This is a genomic window from Arthrobacter sp. Y3221159 (assembly GCF_059089885.1).
The window spans coordinates 41,348-63,404 of sequence record NZ_JBNHFC010000020.1 but is presented as its reverse complement, the minus strand read 5'-3'; the positions used below and the strand labels follow the sequence as shown (position 1 = coordinate 63,404).

Genomic DNA, 22,057 nt, shown 5'->3' with positions numbered 1-22,057 from the left:
GCGGACCCTCCGCGACGCCGACGAGATGGCCGCCGCCCCAGCCGCCTCCGCCTCCACCGTTGAGGATGGAGTTGATGAGGATGCCGCCGAGGATGGCACCGCCCAGGCCGCCGCCACCGCCGCCGAACATGCCGCCCCGGCCGTAACCCTGGTTGGCGTAGCCTCCGAAGTGGTCTACGTCGGCCTGTGCCAGCTGGGCTGCCTGCGCCGCCAGGGCGTGTGCCTGCTGGGCATAGGTCAGGGCCGTGACCGGATCGGTCCGCGAGATTGAGAGGGCGTAGTCCAGGTTGCGCTGCGACTCCGCCAGCCGGGTCCGGGCCTCGGTTCCCACGCCGCCGCGGCGGGCCGTGATGTAGTCCGAGGTGGCGCTGATCTGGGCCTGGGCGGACATGATGGTCTGCTGGAGCGAGGCCTGCGCACGGCGGGACTGTTCCTGCTGGTCGCGGATGCCTGTGAGGGCCTGGTCGAGCGACTGATGGGCCGTTTCCACGCGCTGGAGCGTTGCGATCGGATCGATCTTGCCGCCCTGGATCTCCGACTTCACCTGCGCCAGCGCAGCCTCCACGCCGGCCACCGGCCCTGCCAGTTCGTGGTGCGCCCCGGACTGGATCATGGCGCGTGCCTGGGCGAGGTCCTGCGACGTGTCCACCACCGCGGCCTCGAGCCTGTTCCGTGCTTCGTCGAGGTTGGACGAGACCTTCGAGATCGCGTCCAGGAGGACGTTGGTCTGATGCAGGCTCTCTTCGGCTGCACGGACGGCAACAGCCGCAAGGCTGCCTTCGCCTTCACTGAGCTTCTGCTCAGCGGTGGCCGTAGCGTTCTGGACGAAGGCCAGGCGTTCCTTGGCCTGCAGGATGTTGTCGGACACCTGTGTCAGGGCGCTTTCAGCGTACTTCTCACGCAGGGCAGTCAAAGACTGCTCGGCGCTGGCAATCTTTGCATCCGCCTCGCGCGCACCGGCGTTAACAGTAGCGAGGGCCTGCGGAGCGTTCTTTTCAAGCTCGCGCAGGGAATCGAAGTCCGCCTTCTGCTCCTGGAGCGAGGCCAGGGCAGCCTCGGAACGGCGGATGATCTCGCCGTACCACGTGCGCTGCTGCTCCTCGGTGTCCGGGATGTGGTCGTCCAGTTGCTGCTGGAGCTTGAAGGACTCGCTCATGTGGCCCTTGGCTTCGTCCAGCGCCTTGGTGAAGTTTCCGACGGCGGCGTCCCCGTACTGCGCCTGCGCGAACATGAGCTCCTGCTCACTGGACTTGATGGCGTCGTCGGCTTCGATCAGCAGCGAACCGCTCTTGCGCCGCAGCTCCTCAACGCTCAGCGAAGCGAGCGGGTCTACGTGCTCTCCCTGGGGCCCGTAGCTGGCGCTTGAGGCCTGCCCGGCGGTCTTCTTGCGCTTGTTGCGGAAGTACAGGTAGGCACCTGCTCCGCCTGCGGCGACTACGCCCGCACCAACGAGGACAGCCGCCCCGGCGCCGTCACCGGGGACGTTCCCGCTGCCACCGCCTGCTGCATCACCAATTGCGGCGGCAGCGTTAATTGCTGCTTGTGCGTAATTGTCATTGGCAAGTTGCGGGCCGATGGCCTTGCTCTTGATATTTTCGAGCTGGGCATTGGTAATCTTGCTGCCGCCCTTATTGAGGGTGTACTGGCGGGTGTCCGTAGCTATAGCGAAAATCAGGGCATTGGACCCAAGCCCGGCCTTTTCCGCTACCGCATCCGTCCAGGCCTCCCGGTCGCTGGGGTTCTCAAACCTCTTGACCGTCACGACGTGGAGCACGGTGGAATGCTCGGCCCCAAGCTTCTTAATGGCGTCCTGGACTTCACCCTTTTGAGACCCCAGGACGCCGGCGGAGTCCACAATCTTGGTCGCGGGATCCAGAGTGACCGGGTCCTCGGCCCAGGCCGCGCCGGCCGGCACCGTAAACAGGCCCGCAAGGCCGATCACGGCGAGTGTACGTATGAACTTTGACCGCATGTGCAACCCTTCAGCACGCCTGACACCGATTCGGGACGAATCAGTCGTCTCAGAATCCAACAGCGCCCCCACGCTTGGTGTGAAGCCGCAGGTCGCTGTGGCAATTCATCTTGATTCTATGGTGCACCCCACACACCGTCCATTGGGGTGAATATGCCAGCAGCGAAACGCTGCAAGGGCGGACCGAGAGAGCCGAATCGACCCTTCAGGAAGCTCTCAGCAAACGTCCGAGCTTGATCCAGCCAAGGGGTCCATAGTTAATGCAGAAGAGGATGAAAGGAAGTCTCATGACTGAGAACCAAACTCCCGGACCGGCTCCGGACGGCCGCGCCGGCCGCCAGAACCCCTGGGAGCAACACTCCGCCCGCGAGGAGGAACGGACCCCGGAGGCTCGGCATGCGGACGGCGCGGCGGAAGCGAACGGGACAGCTCCGGCTGGCAGCGGTCAGGGTATTCCGCCGTTGCAGCACCCCACCGAAGACCTGGGTCAATACGGCACGAATCCCACCCAGGAATTGCCCGGTGGCCCCCGCCCGGATTACCCGCAGCGCCAGCCGTTCTACGGGCAGGCCGGCTACGGCCAAGGCCAGCAGTCCGCCCAGCAGTACCTGCAGCACAGCTACCAGCAGCCCGGACACCACGACCACGGAGGCCAGGCCGCCTATGGGGGAGCGGCGGGCTATACCCCGAACCCCAAGGATGCGCCGCGCCGGAAGGCCAGTTTCGGCGTCGGTACCCTTGTGGCCAGCATCCTCGCTGCCGGACTGGTGGGCGGAGGCGTGGCGACCGTCGGCTCGGCGGAGCTCTTCGGTAACACCGGATCCTCAACGGCCGTGAGCGGCAACAGCCAGCCCGGCACAGTCATCGTCAACAACCAGGACTCAGTCAACGAGATCACGGCAGCGGCGGTGAAGGCATCGCCGAGCGTCGTGACCATCAGTGCATCCAGCGGCAGCGCGGGCGGCACCGGGTCCGGCATCGTGCTGGACGACGAAGGCCATATCCTGACCAACACGCACGTGGTCACCCTCGACGGCCAGACGGCGAATGCTGCCCTTGAGGTCCGCGCCAGTGACGGCCGGGTCATCCCCGCCAAGCTGGTGGGTACCGATCCGCTCTCAGACCTCGCAGTTATCAAGGTGGACGCCGGCTCGAACCTGACGCCTGCCACGCTGGGAGATTCCGGGAAGCTCAACGTGGGCGACACAGCCATCGCCATTGGTTCCCCGCTCGGCCTCACTGGAACGGTCACCGACGGCATCGTCTCCACCCTCAACAGGACCATCAGCGTGGCCTCGGCAGCAGCCCCCAAAGAGGGCGACAACGCAGAGGGCGACGACGAGGGCGGCTTCCAGTTCGCGCCTCCGGGCGGCGGACAGAGCCAGCAGGCGGCGGGCCAGGGTGAGATCTCCATCAACGTGATCCAGACGGACGCGGCCATCAACCCCGGCAACTCCGGCGGCGCCCTTGTCAACACCAGCGGTGAGGTCATCGGCGTCAACGTGGCCATCGCCTCCGCGGGTTCCAGCGCATCGGCCACCAGCGGAAACATCGGCGTAGGCTTCAGCATTCCGATCAACCACGCCAAGCGCGTTGCCCAGGAAATCATCGACACCGGAAAGGCTTCCCACGGCCAGTTGGGTGTCAGTGTCAAGCCGAAGGCCGCCTCCAGCACGTCGTCGGAGTTCTCGGTGGGCGCGGAGGTCGCCACCGTTGAGCCGGACTCGGCAGCAGCCAAGGCCGGGATCAAGGTGGGCGACGTGATCACCAGGTTCAACGACCTCGCAGTCGGTGAACCCGAGCAGCTGACCGCGGCGGTCCGCGAACAGCCCGCCGGGTCCAAGGTAAAGATCACTGTCCTGCGCAATGGCCAGGAACAAGCCGTAGACGTCACGCTTGGCGCCGCGGCCAGCTAGGCGTCATAGGCCAGGACCAGCAGACAGTACGACGGCGGTGCCCCCACCTTTGGGCGGGGACGCCGCCGTCGTGACGTCCGCAAGGGGTACTGACACAGGCGTTAACGGAAGAGGGCACAGGGGCGCGGCTTTGTGGTTAGCTAGGAGCTACCCGTATGCGGGGCATCCCGCGGCCATGACCTCACCCGGCTGGCTGTCCACAAGCATGGAAGGCTGCTGTCAATACAGTGGAAGATACATTGAAGATCATCGTCCTGGTCAAGCATGTACCGGACGCCCAGTTCGACCGTCACCTCAACGGGGAGGGCTTCACGACGGACCGCGATGAGAGCATCCTGTCCGAACTTGACGAATACGCGCTGGAGGCGGCACTGCAGCTGGCCGAGGCGCGCGGCGGAAGCAAGGCCGGCAACCAGGTCATCGCACTCACCATGGGCCCGGCAGGCGCGGTAAACGCCGTCAAGAAGACCCTGCAGATGGGCGCCACCGAGGGCATCCACCTTTCCGACGATGCGTTGGCGGGTTCGGATGCCGCTGCGACCTCCCTGGCGCTGGCGGCGGCTATCCGCCACGTGGGCCAGGCGGACCTGATCATCACCGGGATGGCCTCCACGGACGGCGAAACCTCGCTGGTGCCGGCGCAGCTGGCGGAACGCCTCGGGCTGCCGCAGGTCACGTTCGCCTCGACGCTTGAGGTGTCCGGCGGACGGCTGACCGCCCGGCGGGATGCGGACACTTCCTCGGAGACCGTGGAGGCGCCGCTGCCCGCTGTCGTGTCCGTCACCGACCAGATCAACGAGCCCCGGTACCCCAACTTCAAGGGCATCATCGCTGCCAAGCGCAAGAGCATCACCACCCTGACCCTGTCGGACATCGGGGTGGACCCCTCCCAGGTGGGCCTCAGCGGCTCCTGGACCAGCGTGGTCAGCGCCGAGGAACGGCCGCCGCGGACCGCAGGCACCATCATCACTGACGAAGGCGACGCCGGCATCAAGCTGGTCGACTTCCTGGCCGCACAGAAGCTGCTCTAAGAGGGATCACAGACATGGCAAAAGTACTCGTATTTCTTGACAACCCCGGTGCTGAACTGAAGAAGAGCAGCCTGGAGCTGCTGACGCTTGCCCGTACCCTGGGAGAAAGTGTTGTTGCCGTCAATGGAGAGGTCTCGGACGGCGCCGCGGCCACGTTCGGCGAATACGGCGTCGGCACGGTGGTCCGGCCTTCCGCCCAGGACCTGGATGACTACCTGGTTGCTCCCAAGGCGGCCTACGTCGCGGCCGCAGCCGACGCAACGGGTGCCGGCATCGTCCTGCTGGACAACTCGCCCGAGGGCAAGGAGATTGCCGCCCGCGTGGGGATCCGCCTGAACGCCGGCGTCATCACCGACGCCGTGGGGGTGGACGCCGACGGAACGGCGCACAAGTCCGTCCTGGCCGGCTCCTACAACACGTCCTGCAAGGCCAAGACCGCCGTGTCCGTTGTGACCCTGAAGGCCAACAACGTTACCCCCGAGCCCGCCGCCGCTCCGTCGGCACCTGAAACCCTGACCGTGGAAGTGCCCGCAACTGCAGCGGCCGCCCGCATCACCGCCCGCGAGCAGAAAGTGGCAAGCGGCCGGCCCGACCTCACCGACGCCCGTATCGTCGTCGCCGGCGGACGCGGCCTGGACGGCGACTTCGGACCGGTTGAGGAGCTCGCCGACGCCCTGGGTGCAGCGGTGGGGGCGTCACGCGCCGCCACCGATGCCGGCTGGATCAGCCACGACGCCCAGGTGGGCCAGACCGGCAAGACTGTCTCGCCGCAGCTGTACATCTCAGCGGGAATCTCGGGTGCCATCCAGCAGAAGGCCGGCATGCAGACCTCCAAGGTCATCGTCGCCGTCAACAAGGACGCAGAGTCGCCGGTGTTCGAAATCGCCGACTTCGGCATCATCGGGGACGTCTTCGACGTGCTGCCGCAGGCTACCGCGGAGATCAAGAAGCGTAAGGGCTGAATCTTTGACTGCATTGAACCTGCAGGCACAGAGCCCGTTCAACCCGGCCACGGACCGGGTTGGGCGGGTCCTCTGTTTTGCGGCGCACCCTGACGACATCGACTTCGGCGCCGCCGGCACCATCGCGGCCTGGACGGCTGCGGGGGTTGAGGTGAGCTACTGCATCATGACCGACGGCGATGCCGGCGGCTTCGACCCCGCCCACCGCGGGGACATCATCGCCCTGCGCGACGCCGAACAGCGCCGCGCCGCGAAACTGGTGGGTGTCACCGATATCCATTACCTGCACCAGCGTGACGGCTACCTGGAACCCTCTCATGAGGTGATGAAGGAAGTGGTGCGGCTGATCCGGAAGATCCGGCCCGACGTCGTGCTTTCCATGCACCCCGAGCGGAACTGGCGGCGCATCCAGAAGAGCCACCCTGACCATCTGGCGGTGGGAGAAGCAGTGACCCGCGCCGTCTACCCGGGTCTGGAGAACCCGTTCGCGTACCCGGAACTGGCGGAGGCCGGGCTGGAAGCTTTCAAACTGCCCTGGCTCTGGCTGTATGCCGGCCCGGAAGAGCGGGAAAACCATTTCGTGGACGTCACCGCCAAGGTGGAGGCCAAGCTGGCCGCCATCCACGTCCACGTCAGCCAGCACCCGGACGTGGAGGCCATGGAAGCTGCCGTTCGCCACGGCATGCGCGCGAACGCGGCGCGCGCGGGATTCCCCGAGGGCAGCAGCGCGGAAGCCTTCCACGTGGTGGCAATCAACGGACCTGGCACTATCGCCGGGTTCTAGCCCGCAACAGGAAACGCCCCGTTCCCTTCCAGCGAAGGGAACGGGGCGTTCTGCTGTCTCTGGTGCGGTGCTAGGCGCCCAGGGGTGCTGCAGCCACTGTGGGAAGGGTGGGGGACTGGGACCCGCCCACCGGTTCCACCGTGATGCCCAGGGCGGACGCGGACGAGATGCCCTGGACCACGGCCGGCTTGGACAGCGCGTCCTCGTCCATCAGGCCCTGCGAGACGGGGGCCGAGCCGTCCTTGGGGATAAGCCACATCTGGTAGACCTTGCCCTCCGGCGGGGCGGGAACGTCGTTCATCTTCACCACCGCCGCGTCTTCTGATGCCGAGATGAGCAGCGTGGCGGTGCCGCCTGCGGACACATCTACGGACGCCTCGCGAAGGTCGCCGGCCCGGGTCACCTGGTTTACGGGATCGTTCTGGTCGGCAAGGTAGGAACCCACTCCGACCCCGCCCAGCGCAATTGCTGCGGCGGCGGCAACCCCGGCAAGCCAGCGGCGCGCTCCACCGGGCCTGCGCCGTTCCTCCCGCCGCTGCCGTGCTGCGGCCAGTTCATCCACGCTGGCCGTTCCTGCAACCGTGGCCGGCGGGGCAGGGGTAGCTCCGGCGCCGGGCTGTCCGTCCTGCCGCATATTGGTGGTGTCCGGCAGTTGGGCGACGATGCGGTTGAAAAGGTCAGCCGGGGGCTCTTCCTCGTACCGGAAGGTTGTGGCGAGGGTCTCGCGTGCCTGGCGGACACGCTCCAGGAAGGCAAGCCGCTCCGCGTCCGGGGCGGCCGAGATGTAGTCCTCAATCGCCTGGCGTTCGTGGTCCGTGACGGCGTCCAGGGCATAGAGTTCCGCCAGGTCCAGGGCACGGCCGGAAGCAAGGTCCGTGGATACGGTGTCGCCGAAAGCCCCGGAGCGGCCGTTGGGCCCTTGGTTCATCTCTGTCATCTCAACTCACCCCCAAACAGGTCTTCAGTCGGATCAGTCCGTCGCGGATGCGGGACTTGATGGTTGGTACTGCTGTGTTCAGCCGCTCTGCCACCTCGCGGTAGGTGAGGCCGCCGTAGTATGCCAGGCGTACGGACTCCTGCTGGGTATCGGTCAGGGTTCCCAGGCAGCGGACAACCGCTTCGGCTTCGAGCCTGCTGCCCACTTCATCGGAAACCGTGTCATGGTCAATGTCCTGGGTGCTGGCCCCGTACTTCGCCTCGCGGTCCGTTGAGGACTGGGAGGACCTGACCTTGTCCACCGCACGCCGGTGCGAAATGGTCATCAGCCAGGACAGCGGGCTGCCGGCGGCGGGATCGAACTTTGCCGCGCTCTGCCACACCTGCAGGAAGACTTCCTGTGTGGTGTCCTCGCTGAGTTCGGGGTCGATCAGCACCCTGCGCGCCATACCGAACACCCTGCGGGACGTCAGCTGGTAGAACTCCGCGAAGGCCGCCTGGTCGCCCTGGGCGATGCCGGCCAGGAGGACCGCAAGACGGCGGCTGAGGTCAGCCGGCGGATCTGTCAGCGCGGCAGAAGCCTCGGCATTTGGCGCATTGGGAGTTTCCATTACTACCAAGCATAAGTCTCGCGGCGGTGAATCCTTAGCGGTTCCGCTACGGCCGGTCGGGCCGGCCCGGGAGCCTGCTTCCAGTAATGTCACCTGCCGCTCCTTGATCAGTCCTGGAAATGCTTCCAGGAGTCATTCGGGGCAAAAGGGGATAAGGATGGGTGGCGCAGAGGAATCTTTATGGGCCGGAAGGACGTCGGCGGTCTCAGATGCGTGCGCCCGCAAACCCCTGCTGCCGCCATGCCTCGTAGACGGCGATGGAGGCGGCGTTGGCAAGGTTGAGCGACCGCAGGGCCGGCAGCATGGGCAGCCGCACGGTGGCGGTAACGTGGGGGTCTTTCTTCAGCTCTTCCGGAAGTCCCACGGATTCCCTGCCGAACATCAGGACGTCGCCCGGCTGGTAGGAGATGTCCGTGTAGCTTGCCGTTCCGTCCGACGTGAAGGCGTAGACGCGTTCCGGCTGCAGGTGCTGCCAGGCGTCCTCGATGGATTTGTGGACGGTCACGACGGCGAGGTCGTGGTAGTCGAGGCCAGCGCGGCGCAGTTTGGCGTCGGAGAAGTCGAAGCCGAGCGGTTCCACAAGGTGCAGCTCAGCCCCTGTAATGGCGGCAAGCCGAATGGCGTTGCCGGTATTGCCGGGGATTTCAGGGGCGTGGAAGAGAATGCGGAACACGGTTCCATCCTAGCGACAGCCGGCCGGCCAATCCGTTCAGTGCATGCCGCGCAGCAGCCGGGCCAGGACGGGGACATTGACGGTGTTGGGTGCCGGTCCGGAGGCAAGGAACTCCTTAATGCCCCGGACCATGCCGGCCGCGTTGACTATCTGGACGGTGTCCAGGGCTCCGGACGGGCGCCGGTGGTGGTCGATGACGGGCTCGTGCAGGTTGCCGGTGGGGCTGAGGACCACGGTCCAGCCGGTGACGTTTAGTTCCGGAAAGATGTCCTGCATCGCCCGGACCAGGTGGGCCAGCTGCGGCGGGGCGATGGTGCGCGCGCCGTGGTTCAGGGTCCTGCCATCCCAGGCGTACGCGCCCTTGGGAAGGAGCATGGAATTGACCAGGGCCAACCGGTAGCCGGAGAGGACCGCATGGTCGATGTGGCTGTTGTCCGCCGGCGACTGGAGGCCGTTGACAAGCCGGGCGGCGGGAATCGCCGGCAGGACCTGGCGGGTCAGAAGCTGCACCGTGCGCATTTCCCGCTGGATCCGGGCCTCGGCACCAAAAATGCCGCGCTTGCGTGGCATGCCGTGTACCTGCTGGCTGGCCTGTGCCAGGGGGATGAGCGGAACACTGCCCGGCGTCCCGCCCTCGTAGGCAGGTACGTAGACGGGAGGGTCCCCGGCCGTGTTCCGGGCGCTGCCCGGCCGGTGGACGGTGGCTGACGCACGGCTGCCCGCGGGAGGGGCGTCGAAGTGGGCCTCATTGTCGGCAGCCTCTCGGACCGTGCCTGCCGCGTAGGACCGGTCGTATGCCTTGCGGCGCTGCGGGTCGATGAGGGTCTCGTAGGCGGCGGTCACCCGGCGGAAGGCCGCAGCGTCACCGCCATGGTCCGGATGGGCGGTGCGGGCGGCACGGCGGTAGGCCACCTTGATCTCCTTGTCGGTGGCCGTGACCGCCACCTGGAGGACCTGGTAGTGGGAGCTGTTGAGCTCGCTCAAGCACACATCCTTTTCCTTGTGGTCCGGCCCGTGAATGGAGCCGGGCCAGCCCAGTTTAGCCAGCATTGCGGCCGGCCCTGATGTGACAACGACCGTCCTGGCTCCGCAGGTTCCCGCCCTTCCGGCAGTCTAGACTCGTGGGGGCACGGCCGGACGGCCGATGGGGAAGGTACTGGGGTGGAGATGGAAACGCCGACGGCGGGACGGCCCGCCATCGACGGCGGGCGGAGGGCGGTGCTGGCAGCCGCGCTGGTCCCCGTCCTCCTCAGCGGGTGCAGCCTGGACGTGCCGGATCCCGCCGCCCCGGAAGCGGCGGAAAGTCCAACCCACCCGGCCACCCCCACCATTACACCGGGACATGATGCAGCAGCCGTGGCTGCACAGGACCTGCCCTTCAGCGCCGGTGGCATCCTGGCCCGCGGGGTGCCCGTCGGGATTTCCGACGGGCTGAAGGACGCGCCGGGCTGGCAGGCAGTCAAGGAAAACGTGGCGGGGGAAAGCCAGTACCTGAAGGCGGATGGTTGCCTGGTTTCTGCCAGGGTCCGCGGCGGCCAGGAGGCCCTCGCCCGTGCGGACGACCGGGAATCGACTGTTGCGCTCTTCGAGTACCTGGACCCCACCATCCTGCCGGGCTACCTGAAGACGGACTCCTTGCGCTGGGGTGAAGATCCGGAAGCGCCGGAGCGCCGGGTGGAGGTCCTGCTCCTCGAGCAGGCCGCACCCGGCGCCAGGGCAACAGTTGTAATGGCGCGGCTCTTCGCGACGGCGGGCGCATCTGTCTACGTCTCGGTGTCCTGTCCCGATGCCGCCTCCCTCGCCGGAGCCCGCGCCGACGTCGGCACCCGGCTCCAGGTCCTGCCGCCGTCGAACTAGGCTGCCAGGCGGCACCCAGGGGAGCGATGTCCCGAAACTGTCCCTGCAAGGATTGCCTGCCGGGAGCCGCCGGGCCCCAAACGGCTAGAATTACAGGGTGCCTGCCTACCTCGATCATGCTGCAACCACCCCGCTCTCAGCTGAGGCTTTGGCTGCCCTGACCCGCGAACTTGCCCGCACGGGAAACCCGTCGTCACTGCACGGCTCGGGCAGGAGGGCACGCCGGACGGTGGAGGACGCCCGGGAAACAATAGCTGCCGCCGCCGGGGCCCACCCGTCCGAAGTGATCTTCACGTCGGGCGGAACCGAATCGGACAACCTTGCCGTCAAGGGCTTGTACTGGGCCCGCCGGGCGGAGGACGCTGAGCGGCGGCGCATCCTGTGTTCCGCCGTCGAACACCATGCAGTGCTGGACACCGTGGAGTGGCTGGAGCGCCATGAAGGCGCGGAGGTGACGTGGCTGCCCGTGGACGGCGAGGGCGTGCTGGACCTGGCGTTCCTTCAGGCTGAACTCGCCCGTGATCCCGCCGGCATTGCCCTGGTGACCGTGATGTGGGCCAACAATGAGGTGGGTACCATCCAGCCGATCCACCGCATAGTGGAACTGGCCCATGCCGCGGACGTTCCCGTGCATTCGGACGCCGTGCAGGCGTTCGGGTCGCTTCCTGTGCATTTCAAGGAGTCGGGCCTGGACGCCATGTCCATCAGCGGCCACAAGATCGGCGGGCCGGTGGGCGTGGGAGCCCTCCTGCTGGGCCGCGCGGTCAAGCTGACGCCGGTCCAGCACGGCGGCGGCCAGGAGCGGGACGTCCGCTCCGGCACCCTGGACACGGCCTCTATTGCCGCCTTCGCTGCGGCCGCCGCGGCCGCGACCTTCCATCTGGGCCATGAAGCGGCGCGCATCGCAGCCCTGCGGGACCGCCTGATCGAGGGCGTCCTCGAACGGATTCCGGAAGCCGTCCTCCGAGGCGCCCCCGGTACCGGCCGGCTCCCGGGCAACGCACACTTCACCTTCCCGGGCTGCGAAGGGGACTCACTGCTCTTCCTGCTGGACCTCGCCGGGGTGGAATCATCCACGGGCTCCGCCTGCACCGCCGGAGTGCCGCGGCCCTCCCACGTCCTGCTGGCCATGGGGCTTGACGAGGAGACAGCACGCGGGGCACAGCGCTTCACGCTGGGCCATGCTTCCACGGATGCCGACGTCGACGCCCTCTTGGGTGCCCTGCCCGATGCCTACGTGCGTGCCCGGCAGGCAGGCATGGCCGGTCACGAGTCCTCGATCCAGACGGCCGGGACCATTGCCCGCCGAGGGCCAGGCAGCCGCTGACTCGACATCTGCGGCGGGACACTTTACATGAGGCCGTAGAATAGATAGGCGAGGATCGTTTCCGGGAGCCTGCCCGTTCGATCCGCACAGCCGGTCCCCAGCCACGTGGCGCCGGCCAAAACCTTCCCCGACAGAAAGCCAGCATGCGAGTTCTAGCAGCCATGAGCGGCGGAGTTGACTCCGCCGTTGCCGCCGCCCGCGCCGTCGAGGCCGGGCACGACGTCGTCGGCGTCCACCTGGCGCTGTCGCGGATGCCTGGCACCCTGCGGACGGGCAGCCGCGGCTGCTGCACCATTGAGGACTCCCGCGATGCATGGCGGGCCTGTGACGTACTGGGCATTCCGTACTACGTGTGGGACTTCTCGGAGCGCTTCAAGGAAGACGTGGTCCAGGACTTCATTGATGAGTACGCTGCCGGCCGCACGCCCAACCCCTGCATGCGCTGCAACGAGCGCATCAAGTTCGCGGCGCTGCTGGAGAAGGCGATCGCGCTGGGTTTCGACGCCGTCTGCACCGGCCACTACGCCAAGGTCATCGAGGACGCCGACGGAAACCGCGAACTGCACCGCGCCGCGGACTGGGCAAAGGACCAAAGCTATGTCCTGGGTGTCCTGACCCACGAACAACTCAAGCACTCCATGTTTCCGCTCGCCGACACGCCCTCCAAGGCCGAAGTCCGGGCAGAGGCCGAGCGCCGCGGCCTGTCGGTGGCCAACAAGCCGGACAGCCATGACATCTGCTTCATTCCCGACGGCGACACGGCGGGCTGGCTCGCGGAGAAGATCGAGATGACCCGCGGCGACATCGTGGACGAGACCGGAGCCAAGGTGGGCGAGCATCCCGGCGCCAACGCGTTTACGGTCGGACAGCGCCGTGGCCTCAAGCTGGGAACCCCCGCCGCTGACGGGAAGCCCCGCTTCGTGCTCGAGATCAGGCCCAAGGAAAACAAGGTGGTCGTGGGACCGCAGGCGTTGCTGGCCATCGATGAAATCCGCGGCATCAAGGTGTCCTGGGCGGGCCTGCCCATCCGGGAAGTGGAAACCGGGGAGGAGTTTGACTGCTACGCCCAGGTGCGCGCCCACGGCGACCCGGTGCCCGCCACCGCCCGCATCGAGACGGACGGGGAGTCAGCCGGCCAGTTGGTGGTCCGGCTGGCAGACCCCCTCCGCGGCGTGGCGCCCGGGCAGACAGTTGTCCTCTACCAGGGCAGCCGCGTCCTGGGCCAGGCGACCATCGACGCCGCCCGGTCCCTGCAGCGCGCCGCGCTGTAAACCACGGGTGGGCATCTGAGCTGTGCCGCTGGCCCCGGGGCGGCCCCGGCACCCGCGCTTAACACCCGGCCCATCAGTCCCGCTGCCCATAGACTGGGATCATGACGCAGCACAACCTCCCCTCACCAGACTCCGACGAATACGATCCCTCCGCCAGCTCCCTGGCCGGCCAGGTGGACAGTTCGGTGATGGCTGAACTGCTGTCCATCCGCTCCAGCATCGACAACATCGACGCCACGCTGGTGTACCTCCTTGCGGAGCGTTTCAAGGCCACGCAGAAGGTGGGTTTCCTGAAAGCCGCCCACCGGCTTCCCGCGGGTGACCCGGGGCGCGAGACTGCCCAGATCGCACGGCTCCGCAGGCTCGCCGAGGATGCCCACCTGGACCCGGCCTTTGCCGAAAAGTTCTTGAACTTCATCATCGGCGAGGTCATCCGCCACCACGAGGCGATCGCCGAGGACCACCAGGCCGCCTCCGGCCAGCACCCGCAGGCATCAGCACTCGCATGACCGTGGCTGAACGTCACGAACCCGCCGCCGCGCCCAAGAAGGCCCCGCCAGCGGAAGTAACGGCGACCGGGCTGGGGCCATGGCCGGGCGAGGACCCCCTGGAAGCTGCCAGGATTATCCGTGGAGAACTCGGCAGACCGCACCTGCCGTTCCTGGCTGAACTGCCGGCCCGGGGCGTAGGCTCCGATGCCTTGGGCCGTACCGCGTCCCTGCTCGAGGAACTGGCCGTGGATGTCCAGCCCTACGGGTGGCGGCTCGTGGACCGTCCGGGCAAGGATGTGCGCCGTGCAGCCTCGGCGCTTGCCACCGACATCAACGTCCTGGCCGACGTCGCGGGGACCGAGGAGGCGTCCGCGGAGGAAATCAAGGTCCAGCTGGTCGGCCCCCTTAGCCTGGCCGCCGGCCTGCACCTGCATAACGGCGAACGCGCGCTGGTCGACTATGGTGCACGGCGGGACCTGGCTGAGTCGCTCGCTGCGGGTGTAGGAGGGTACCTGGCCCGTGTAGCCGCAGCCGTGCCCGGTGCACGGCTGGTGGTCCAGCTGGATGAACCGGATATCGCCGCCGTGCTCGCCGGCACCATCCCTACTGCCAGTGGCTACCGTACGCTGCGGGCCGTTGCCACCGCGGAGGCCCGTGAAGCATGGCGCCTGGTGGTTGAAGCCCTTCGCGCCGCGGGAGCCGGCGAGGTGGTGGTGTCCGTGCCCGCCATCGAAGCACCTTTCGAGCCGATCCTGGCGTCCGGCGCGGACGGCGTCGCTGTGCCCCTGAAGGCCCTGACCACCCGGCAGTGGGAGCACCTGGCCGGGACGGTGGAGGCAGGCAAGCGGCTGTGGGCCGGGGCGCTGGACGTGGATGGGGAAACCCTTCCCAAGGTTGTGGACTGCGTGGAATCCGTTTGGCGGCCGTGGCGGCAGCTTGGCTTGCCGGCGTCGTCCCTGCGGACCCTCCGCGTCACGCCGTCGGCGGGCCTGGCCGGCCGCACCCCTGCACAGGCCACCGCGGTGCTGGGCAGGCTGACGCAGTTGGCGGACGGGCTGAACCAGCTCGCCCTGGGCTAACCGGCAGGGCCGGCCGGCCAGGGCGGGCCCGCCCTAGACCCTGTTCTCCCAGCGGTCCGGCTGTGCGTAGCGGGGAAGGAAGCTTTGGGCTGCGCTGCCTCCGGTATAGGGGCGCAACCGGTAGTCGAAGCTTCCGGCGTAAACCAGGACCAAACCAATCTGCGGCTGGATGACTTTGACCTGGATGCGGTGCTTGCCATTGGTACCGCCTGCGGGATCCCACCATTGCTCGGCGTACGCCTTGGCGTCGACCGGCGCCGGCAAGGGCACCCGGAGCGGGCCAAGGAACAGCCGGGAGGCTTCCGAGACGCCGCGCAGCCGTCCCTCCGCGGTGGCACTCAGGTTCAGGTCGGTCACCATGCGGCGGTAGCGGCCCACGTAGTCCACCAGCTGTGGAGACCCGTTACGGATGGTGGCGCTGGTGGTGTCCTGGAAGATCCGGGTCCGTCCGGGAAACCGGATCTCCCTGCGGGCGGTAAGGCTGGAACGGCCAAACGGGTCCTGGTGGGCGTGGTTCTCGATCCGGAACGGAATGTTCTCGCCATATTCGGGGAAGAAGGCCTCCTCCCCGCTGGTCAGCCGCAGCAGCGGGCGCAGCCACTCCTGCCGGCAGCCCACCACATCGAATGTCCCTTCACCGATGCCGTAGCGGCCCGAGCCGGGCACCAGGGAGAAGTACTCCTGCAGTTCCGGCTGCAGCCTGGCGAAGTCCGTTCCAAGGACCTGCTGGTAAATGGGCACGTTCACAAAGCTCCTCCTGGGCGCAACACACTACTGGTCTCACAATTTACCGGCAGCTTTGAGCCGGATGTACATGTCCGCGACGCGCGGCGGCAGCTGGTGCGGTTCGGCGTCCACCACTTCCACACCGTACCGGCGGAGCTCGGCGCTGACGGCGGCGCGCTGCAGGAGGGCACGTTCCGCCGCGGCGGCCCGGAACACCCCGGCAGCATCGCCGCGCTCCCGCACCATTGCACGCAGTTGCGGGTCCCGGACAGCTGCCACCACCACCACATGGTCCTGGGCCAGCCGGGCGGCGGCGGGCAGGAGCCCTTCCTCCGGTGCGCCGCCGTCGAGGGAAGTCAGCAGCACTACGAGGGAGCGGTGGGCCGTGACGGCGCGGACCTGGGCAGGGACGGCCGGCCAGTCCATTTCGATGAGCTCCGGATCCAGCGGTGCCATGGCCTGGACCAGCTGTCCCAACAGGTTGCCCTGAACGGCGGAACCTGCCCGGGCCCGTGCCCTGCGGTCAAAGGCCAGGAAGTCCACCCGGTCGCCACCCCGCTCGGCGAGGACACCGAGCAGGAGCGCCGCCTCCATCCCGGTATCGAGGCGGGTTTCGTCGCCGATCCTCGCTGCCGCGGTCCGCGACGTATCGAGGACCATCACCACCCGGCGGTCGCGTTCGGGCCGCCAGGTGCGGACCACGACGGCGGACCGGCGGGCGGTTGCGCGCCAGTCGATGGACCGGACGTCGTCGCCCCGGACGTAGTCCCGCAGCGAATCGAATTCGGTGCCGGCCCCGCGGATCTGGACGGCCGCTTTCCCGTCCAGCTCCCGCAGCTTCCGCAGTTTGGAGGGCAGGTGCCGCCGCGAATGGAACGGCGGCAGGACACGCAGCGCGCCTGGGCAATCAATGGTGCGCTGGCGGGCTGCCAGGCGCAGGGGGCCAAAGGAGCGCAGCGTGACGTGCGGGGCCTTGAGGTCGCCACGGCGTACCGGCCGGAGCCGCACGGTGATGCGCCGGCTTTCATGCGCGGGAACATCGATGCCCTGGACCGGGTCCTGCGCTCCGGCTGACGGCTGCCAGCCGTCCCGCAGCGTGCCATGCAGTCGTCTGCTCCCGTCATTGCGGACAATGAGCCGGGCCTCCGTCGTCCCGTTCAGCGTGACGTTGCCGGGATCGGATCGCAGCACCTGGACCGGTTTCAGTGCGCCGGCGAATAACAGGTCGGTGCCGCATACGGCGGCGAGGACGGCCAGCACGGCAAATACCGTTCCCCATCCGGGCAGCAGCAGGACCGGAACCAGGCCCAGCAGCACCAACAGGACAAAGTGCCCGGAAATGGCCATCAGCGCGGAACGGGAACGGATGCCAGGATGCTGCCCAGCACGTCATCCACCCGGACCCCGTCCATCTGGGCCTCGGGCTGCAGCGCAACCCGGTGCCGGAGGCAGGGCAGGGCCAGCGCCTTGACGTCGTCGGGGGTGACGAAGCTCCTGCCGGACAGCCAGGCCCAGGACCGGGAGGTGTTGAGAAGGGCCGTGGCTCCACGCGGCGAAACGCCCAGCAGGAAGGACGGCGCCGTGCGGGTGGCCCGCACCACGTCCACGATGTAGCCGATGATTTCCTGCTCGACGGCGACGCCCGTCACGGCGTGCCGGGCCCGCTCCAGGTCTGTGGCGCCCGCGACCGCCCTAACCCCGGCCGCTGCCAGGTCACGCGGGTCAAAACCGGCTGCATGGCGGCGGATGACTTCCATCTCCGCCGAACGCTCGGGCAGGGGCATGGTGAGCTTGAGCAGGAAGCGGTCCAGCTGGGCTTCCGGAAGGGGATAGGTGCCCTCGTACTCCACTGGGTTCTGCGTGGCGGCCACCAGGAACGGGGCGGGCAGCGGGCGGGACACGCCGTCCACCGAGACCTGCCGTTCCTCCATCGCCTCCAGCAGCGAGGCCTGGGTCTTGGGCGGCGTCCGGTTGATTTCGTCCGCGAGGAGGAGGTTGGTGAAAACCGGCCCCTCCCGGAACGTGAATTCCGAGGTGTGCGAGTCGTAAACCAGGGACCCGGTGACATCGCCGGGCATTAGGTCCGGGGTGAACTGCACCCGCTTGGTGTCCAGGTCCAGTGCCGCGGACAGGGCCCGCACCAGCAGGGTCTTTGCCACGCCCGGCACACCCTCCAGCAGCACATGCCCCTGGGACAGCAGGGCGATCAGCATGCCGGTGACCGTAGCGTCCTGCCCCACCACCGCCTTCGATACTTCGTGGCGCACATCCAGCAGGGCCTGCCGGGCGGAATCGTGCTCCATCGGGTCCAGGACCCGCTGGCCGCTGCCGTGTTCACTCATCGGCTGTTGACCTCTTTCTCTAGGTTGTCCAGTTCCTGTGCCCAGGCGACCAGCCGGGACTCGCTGTTGGGATGCTGGTTGACGAGGTCCCGGATATCGGCTGCCGGCCGGCCCAGCAACCGTGCCGCCGCCTCGGTGATGGTGTCAGCAGAGGCGCCTGGTCCCAGCCGCAGCTTCGCGGCCAGCCGTACCAGGATCCCGGCGCGGAGGTTGTCCCGCGCCTGGTCCACCGCGTGTGCATCGTGGTACATCCGGGCGCGGCCCTCTGCGGTTTCCACTGCCTTCACCACCACTGGCAGCGGCTCGAACACCAGCGGGCCGAGCCTCCGGCCGCGCCAAGCGATCGCGGCCAGGGCAACCACCAGCAGCCAGGGACCCAGGAAACGGACCCACTCCGGCGCGAGCTCGTCCAGGGTCTGCCCGGACCCGGATGCCGCCAAATCCTCCAGTGACGGCAGGTACCAGACCAGGTCTGGAGACTTGCCCAGGGTCCGGAGCGCAAGGGCAGCATGTCCCAGCTCATCCAGCTGCCCATTCCCCAGGACCACCGTGCTGCCCAGCACTGTCAGCTGTCCGTCGCCGCTGACGGCCAGCAGCCCGGCGGAAGTTCCGGAAGGCCGGTAACAGGACACCCCGCCGTCGTACACGAAACCCTGGCTGCCCGAGATGTCCCCTGCCACCTGGGCGTCGGGGAACGGACAGCCAGGGGCCAGCGGGGGAGCATCGTCGGGCACCACTCCTGCCTGCGTGATACCGCTGTCCAGAGCAGTGAGTGTTTCCAGCCGCGGCGTGACCACCACAACCTCACCAGCTGCAGCCGCCAGCTCACGGAGCCGCGGTTCGTCGAGGATCCCGTGGCGGTCATACAGCAGGAGGGTGGCGGCGGAACTTCCCCCCAGCGCCGACATCGCATCCTCGAACGTTCCGGCGGTGTGCACGTCCACTCCGTGGCGCCCCAGGATCTGGGTGACGGCCCGTGCACCGTCCGGACCCGCGTTGCCGGGGGACAGCGGAACCGCGTCACCCCGGGGAGCCAGTTGGCCCCAGACAACCAGGCCCAGGGCGACGGCGACCACCGCGCATAGGGCCGTGAACGCACGGTGCTTGCGCACCCAGGGCAGAGGTGTCCACCCGGGGGCGGGCGGCGGCGCCGTCCCGGGGACACCGGCAGGAAGGGTATCCGTCATCCCAGGGCCGCCGGTGGCTGCAGTGCGGACTCTGGCTTCGATGCCTCGAGGTCGGCGTCCAAGCCGGCCAGGTCCTGGTAATCGCCTGGGCTTGCCGGCCGGTTTCCGTAGCGGACAGCGTCGAAAACGCCTGCCGCGCGCTCCAGGCGCCCTGCTTCCTTGGGGAACGGCACAGCCAGCTCACGGGCCACTTCGTCTGCCGTGCGCCCGGGCTGCGGTTCCAGGATGGTCCGGTCTTCAGCGGCGCGTACCAGTGCACGAAAGCGTTCGACGACGGCGTCGCCCCATTTCCCTGACGCCGCCGACGCCTCGGCGCGTCGCCTGTACTCAGCGGCGGAAAGGACGCTGTCCGGTTCGAAGACTTCCCTGGATCGGCGTAACGCGGCGTTCAGGCGTGGTTTGGCGAGGATCACGGCGGCCGCGATGATCAGGGCAATCACGATCCCGATCACAGGACTCGGCAGGGGCCCCGCGGAGTCCGTGGATCCGTCCAGGGACGAAAACCAGTCAAGGAAGTTCTCCCAGACGGTTTCAATCCATGACGGCGCGGCCTCGCGGTACTCCGCTTTGGCGAGTTCTTCCTCGGCCCACCGCCGGGCTTCCCCTGCGCCGGGGAGTACGGGGGGCTCAGCGGACATGCCAAGGACCGGAGGGAGGTCCGTTTTCCGGTCCCCGGACGCCGTCTGTCCCGCGGCCCGGAACGCCGTCGGGATCGGCGCCCGATTCTGCAAGGCGCAGGAGGGTGATGTCCAGGCCGTCTTTCCGCATCCGCAGATCCATGTAGAGCAGCGCCATGACGGACGTCTGGAACGCGTATCCGAGGGCACCTACCAGGGCGCCGAGGACAGCAGTGACCACGCCAAGTGCCACGGCGGTGGCTGCCGCCTCACCACCGCCGCCCAGTGGATCGGTGAATGTGGTGAGGAATCCTGCCAGCAGGCTGACCGGGATCATCACCACCTGGCTGATAATCCCCACCAAAATGCCCACCACCAGCGTGATGCCGAGGATCCGCCACCAATTGGCGCGGGTCAGGTCCCAGGACCGCCGCAGCCCCGCCAGGGCTCCCAGTTCCTCAATCACGACGGCGGCGGGAGCCACCATGAGTTTGACGGCGATCCAGATGATCAGCGCGATAAACGCCAGGACAAGCGGGATGAGCAGGAGCGCTCCGGTTCCTTCCATGCTGGACACCAGGGCTACCGCAACCGCCACGAGGAGCCCGAACGCGAGCAGGCCGGCGCCCGCCAGCAGCAGCGCCAGGCGGATCAGGGCCCCGGCGCGTGACCGGGAGAGTGCCCACATCTGGCGGAAACCCGTCCGCCGATTCAGGATTGCGCGTGCCACCGGGACCACCATCGCGCCCTGCAGGACCGCCGAAATCAGCAGTGTCAGCAGGCCGACCACAAGGAAGGCGGAAAAGAAGCCAATGCCCAGCGATGCTGCCTCGGCCGGGCTGGCGCTTCCCGCCCAGGCTTCGACGGATCCCATGGAGGTCGCGGTGAAGGCCGTGATGACGGCCGCAAGGATGGCCGACAGAGACTGGGCCAGCACGGCGGCGCCCAGCATGGCCTTCGGGTTCCGCCGAATGGCTTGGAAGGAGCCGTCCATGATCTCGCCGAACATCAGGGGGCGCAGCGGGACGATGCCAGGCTTAGGCGGTGCCACGTAGCGGGGCTGGCCATACGGGCCGCCGTTCTGCGTTCCGTTGTAAGGAGCCCCGGCGTAGGGCGAGCCGGGTGCGGGCGGCGGGCCCGCCGGCGGCTGCTGGCCGGCGGGCTGCTGCCAGCCGGGCGGTCCCCAGGGCTGTTGCCCGGGAGGCTGCTGTTGACCTGGCCACTGCGAACCTGGTTGCTGCCCGGGCCAAGGTTGCCGCCCCGGCCACGGCGAATCAGAGGGCCACTGCGGGCCTGAATCTTGTGGTGCCACCCTATTCCTTCCCCCGTACCAGGCCGTCAGCTGCCCGCAGCGCCCGGCGCGCTGCGCGGAAGGGCGCCGGGAAGGTCCGGCATGCCCCCAGCCTATAGTTCCGGCGTCGGCCGTCCTAGCGTTCCGCCATGCCGGAGGCTGCTGAACAGGACAAAGGCTGCCTGATAAGGGAATATATAACTATGAAGGCACGCATTCTGGTGGTTGATGATGATGAAGCGCTGGCCGAAATGATTGGAATTGTACTTCGCAATGACGGCTTTGAGCCGGTCTTCTGCGCCGACGGCGCCCAGGCGCTGGACGTTTTCCGGTCATCCAGGCCGGACCTCGTACTGCTGGACCTCATGCTTCCCGGCGTGGACGGCATCGAGGTGTGCCGGCAGATCCGTGCCGAATCGGACGTGCCCATCGTCATGCTGACAGCCAAGTCGGACACCTCTGACGTCGTCCGCGGCCTGGAATCAGGAGCCGACGACTACGTGCCCAAGCCGTTCAAGCCCGCCGAGCTGGTGGCGCGTGTCAGGGCACGCCTCCGCCCGGGCGACCAGAAAGCACCGGAAACCCTCCGGATTGCCGATATCACCATCGACGTCGCGGGGCACACCGTCAGCCGGGGTAACGAACGGATCTCGCTCACGCCGCTCGAATTTGACCTCCTGGTGGCACTGGCACGCAAACCGTGGCAGGTGTTCACCCGCGAGCTGCTGCTCGAGCAGGTCTGGGGCTACCGCCACGCTGCGGACACGCGCCTGGTGAACGTCCATGTACAGCGCCTGCGGTCCAAGATTGAGCGGGATCCTGAGGCTCCCGAAGTTGTAATGACGGTGCGTGGTGTCGGCTACAAAGCAGGGGCCTGACCCCGCTGCTTCCGGGGAGGGACGGAAAGCCGGCGTACCGCCGCCGGAACCCCCCTCAACCGGAGGCCCCCCAACTGTTCAGGGGGCAGGCGGGCTGCAGCCGGCC

At 67.8% G+C, this 22,057-nt stretch carries 21 protein-coding genes; 10 read left to right on the top strand and 11 right to left on the bottom strand.

Annotated elements, in window-relative coordinates; genetic code table 11:
• Positions 1–1,972, bottom strand: a 1,972-nt coding sequence (locus AC5RT3_RS17725) for a TPM domain-containing protein (RefSeq protein ID WP_494124796.1), incomplete at its 3' end; no start/stop codon positions are given.
• 287 nt (positions 1,973–2,259) lie between these two features.
• Here AC5RT3_RS17725 and AC5RT3_RS17720 point away from each other — a divergent pair.
• From AC5RT3_RS17720 to AC5RT3_RS17705, 4 genes are all read left to right on the top strand, one after another.
• Positions 2,260–3,888, top strand: a complete 1,629-nt coding sequence (locus tag AC5RT3_RS17720) for a S1C family serine protease (protein ID WP_494124795.1) — start codon at positions 2,260–2,262, stop codon at positions 3,886–3,888.
• A 239-nt stretch (positions 3,889–4,127) separates the two neighbouring features.
• Positions 4,128–4,919 (top strand): electron transfer flavoprotein subunit beta/FixA family protein, encoded by a 792-nt coding sequence (locus tag AC5RT3_RS17715; protein WP_494008997.1) that lies wholly within the window; start codon positions 4,128–4,130, stop codon positions 4,917–4,919.
• A 14-nt stretch (positions 4,920–4,933) separates the two neighbouring features.
• Entirely contained in the window at positions 4,934–5,881 is a 948-nt protein-coding gene (locus AC5RT3_RS17710; protein ID WP_494124794.1) for an electron transfer flavoprotein subunit alpha/FixB family protein, read from the top strand.
• Between the two features lie 4 nt (positions 5,882–5,885).
• Positions 5,886–6,665, top strand: a complete 780-nt coding sequence (locus AC5RT3_RS17705; RefSeq protein ID WP_494124793.1) for a PIG-L deacetylase family protein — start codon at positions 5,886–5,888, stop codon at positions 6,663–6,665.
• Between the two features lie 70 nt (positions 6,666–6,735).
• Here the strand turns inward: AC5RT3_RS17705 and AC5RT3_RS17700 are convergent, their stop codons facing one another.
• The 4 genes from AC5RT3_RS17700 to AC5RT3_RS17685 all read right to left on the bottom strand — a co-directional run bounded on the left by AC5RT3_RS17700 (position 6,736) and on the right by AC5RT3_RS17685 (position 9,869).
• A complete protein-coding gene (locus tag AC5RT3_RS17700) occupies positions 6,736–7,602 on the bottom strand; it encodes an anti-sigma factor (RefSeq protein ID WP_494050849.1) in 867 nt (288 codons plus the stop codon).
• A 1-nt stretch (position 7,603) separates the two neighbouring features.
• Positions 7,604–8,212, bottom strand: coding sequence for a sigma-70 family RNA polymerase sigma factor (locus AC5RT3_RS17695; protein WP_494050848.1), 609 nt, complete (start codon positions 8,210–8,212; stop codon positions 7,604–7,606).
• Between the two features lie 205 nt (positions 8,213–8,417).
• Positions 8,418–8,885, bottom strand: coding sequence for a tRNA (cytidine(34)-2'-O)-methyltransferase (locus tag AC5RT3_RS17690; protein WP_494050847.1), 468 nt, complete (start codon positions 8,883–8,885; stop codon positions 8,418–8,420).
• A gap of 36 nt (positions 8,886–8,921) precedes the next feature.
• Entirely contained in the window at positions 8,922–9,869 is a 948-nt protein-coding gene (locus AC5RT3_RS17685; RefSeq protein WP_494050846.1) for a J domain-containing protein, read from the bottom strand.
• A 183-nt stretch (positions 9,870–10,052) separates the two neighbouring features.
• On the opposite strand from AC5RT3_RS17685, the gene AC5RT3_RS17680 reads away from it, so the two are divergent.
• From AC5RT3_RS17680 to AC5RT3_RS17660, 5 genes are all read left to right on the top strand, one after another.
• Entirely contained in the window at positions 10,053–10,742 is a 690-nt protein-coding gene (locus AC5RT3_RS17680; RefSeq protein ID WP_494124798.1) for a hypothetical protein, read from the top strand.
• Between the two features lie 97 nt (positions 10,743–10,839).
• Positions 10,840–12,069: a cysteine desulfurase family protein gene (locus AC5RT3_RS17675; RefSeq protein WP_494124792.1), complete on the top strand. Its 1,230-nt coding sequence runs from the start codon at positions 10,840–10,842 to the stop codon at positions 12,067–12,069.
• Between the two features lie 143 nt (positions 12,070–12,212).
• Positions 12,213–13,340: a tRNA 2-thiouridine(34) synthase MnmA gene (mnmA, locus tag AC5RT3_RS17670; RefSeq protein WP_494124791.1), complete on the top strand. Its 1,128-nt coding sequence runs from the start codon at positions 12,213–12,215 to the stop codon at positions 13,338–13,340.
• A 101-nt stretch (positions 13,341–13,441) separates the two neighbouring features.
• The gene (locus tag AC5RT3_RS17665) at positions 13,442–13,849 is read left to right on the top strand and encodes a chorismate mutase (protein ID WP_494008749.1); all 408 of its coding nucleotides are present in this window, start codon (positions 13,442–13,444) and stop codon (positions 13,847–13,849) included.
• Complete coding sequence (locus tag AC5RT3_RS17660; RefSeq protein ID WP_494124790.1) at positions 13,846–14,910, top strand: uroporphyrinogen decarboxylase/cobalamine-independent methonine synthase family protein; 1,065 nt, start codon at positions 13,846–13,848, stop codon at positions 14,908–14,910. The genes AC5RT3_RS17665 and AC5RT3_RS17660 overlap by 4 nt, the downstream gene beginning before the upstream one ends.
• Positions 14,911–14,943: 33 nt before the next feature.
• Here the strand turns inward: AC5RT3_RS17660 and AC5RT3_RS17655 are convergent, their stop codons facing one another.
• From AC5RT3_RS17655 to AC5RT3_RS17630, 6 genes are all read right to left on the bottom strand, one after another.
• On the bottom strand, positions 14,944–15,657 hold the full coding sequence (locus tag AC5RT3_RS17655) for a DUF4166 domain-containing protein (protein WP_494124789.1): 714 nt from the start codon (positions 15,655–15,657) through the stop codon (positions 14,944–14,946).
• A 33-nt stretch (positions 15,658–15,690) separates the two neighbouring features.
• The gene (locus AC5RT3_RS17650) at positions 15,691–16,983 is read right to left on the bottom strand and encodes a DUF58 domain-containing protein (protein WP_494124788.1); all 1,293 of its coding nucleotides are present in this window, start codon (positions 16,981–16,983) and stop codon (positions 15,691–15,693) included.
• Positions 16,983–17,978, bottom strand: coding sequence for an AAA family ATPase (locus tag AC5RT3_RS17645; RefSeq protein WP_494124787.1), 996 nt, complete (start codon positions 17,976–17,978; stop codon positions 16,983–16,985). The genes AC5RT3_RS17650 and AC5RT3_RS17645 overlap by 1 nt, the downstream gene beginning before the upstream one ends.
• Positions 17,975–19,090, bottom strand: a complete 1,116-nt coding sequence (locus tag AC5RT3_RS17640) for a DUF4350 domain-containing protein (protein WP_494124786.1) — start codon at positions 19,088–19,090, stop codon at positions 17,975–17,977. The genes AC5RT3_RS17645 and AC5RT3_RS17640 overlap by 4 nt, the downstream gene beginning before the upstream one ends.
• Positions 19,091–19,161: 71 nt before the next feature.
• Positions 19,162–19,803, bottom strand: a complete 642-nt coding sequence (locus AC5RT3_RS17635) for a DUF4129 domain-containing protein (protein WP_494124785.1) — start codon at positions 19,801–19,803, stop codon at positions 19,162–19,164.
• Positions 19,793–20,833, bottom strand: a complete 1,041-nt coding sequence (locus tag AC5RT3_RS17630; RefSeq protein WP_494124784.1) for a DUF7847 domain-containing protein — start codon at positions 20,831–20,833, stop codon at positions 19,793–19,795. Before AC5RT3_RS17630 ends, AC5RT3_RS17635 begins: the two co-directional genes overlap by 11 nt.
• 443 nt (positions 20,834–21,276) lie before the next feature.
• Here AC5RT3_RS17630 and mtrA point away from each other — a divergent pair, with 443 nt between their 5' ends.
• Positions 21,277–21,951 carry an MtrAB system response regulator MtrA gene (mtrA, locus tag AC5RT3_RS17625; RefSeq protein WP_009356825.1) on the top strand — a complete coding sequence of 225 codons (675 nt, stop codon included), beginning with the start codon at positions 21,277–21,279 and terminating at the stop codon, positions 21,949–21,951.
• Positions 21,952–22,057 lie beyond the last annotated feature (106 nt).

Bases quoted from the DNA above. Each gene is read 5' to 3' on its own strand.
- AC5RT3_RS17635 (WP_494124785.1), bottom strand. From the start codon at position 19,803: ATGTCCGCTGAGCCCCCCGTACTCCCCGGCGCAGGGGAAGCCCGGCGG.
- AC5RT3_RS17660 (WP_494124790.1), top strand. From the start codon at position 13,846: ATGACCGTGGCTGAACGTCACGAACCCGCCGCCGCGCCCAAGAAGGCC.
- AC5RT3_RS17650 (WP_494124788.1), bottom strand. From the start codon at position 16,983: ATGGCCATTTCCGGGCACTTTGTCCTGTTGGTGCTGCTGGGCCTGGTT.
- AC5RT3_RS17710 (WP_494124794.1), top strand. From the start codon at position 4,934: ATGGCAAAAGTACTCGTATTTCTTGACAACCCCGGTGCTGAACTGAAG.
- mnmA (WP_494124791.1), top strand. From the start codon at position 12,213: ATGCGAGTTCTAGCAGCCATGAGCGGCGGAGTTGACTCCGCCGTTGCC.
- AC5RT3_RS17720 (WP_494124795.1), top strand. From the start codon at position 2,260: ATGACTGAGAACCAAACTCCCGGACCGGCTCCGGACGGCCGCGCCGGC.
- AC5RT3_RS17680 (WP_494124798.1), top strand. From the start codon at position 10,053: ATGGAAACGCCGACGGCGGGACGGCCCGCCATCGACGGCGGGCGGAGG.
- mtrA (WP_009356825.1), top strand. From the start codon at position 21,277: ATGAAGGCACGCATTCTGGTGGTTGATGATGATGAAGCGCTGGCCGAA.
- AC5RT3_RS17645 (WP_494124787.1), bottom strand. From the start codon at position 17,978: ATGAGTGAACACGGCAGCGGCCAGCGGGTCCTGGACCCGATGGAGCAC.
- AC5RT3_RS17665 (WP_494008749.1), top strand. From the start codon at position 13,442: ATGACGCAGCACAACCTCCCCTCACCAGACTCCGACGAATACGATCCC.
- AC5RT3_RS17700 (WP_494050849.1), bottom strand. From the start codon at position 7,602: ATGACAGAGATGAACCAAGGGCCCAACGGCCGCTCCGGGGCTTTCGGC.
- AC5RT3_RS17695 (WP_494050848.1), bottom strand. From the start codon at position 8,212: ATGGAAACTCCCAATGCGCCAAATGCCGAGGCTTCTGCCGCGCTGACA.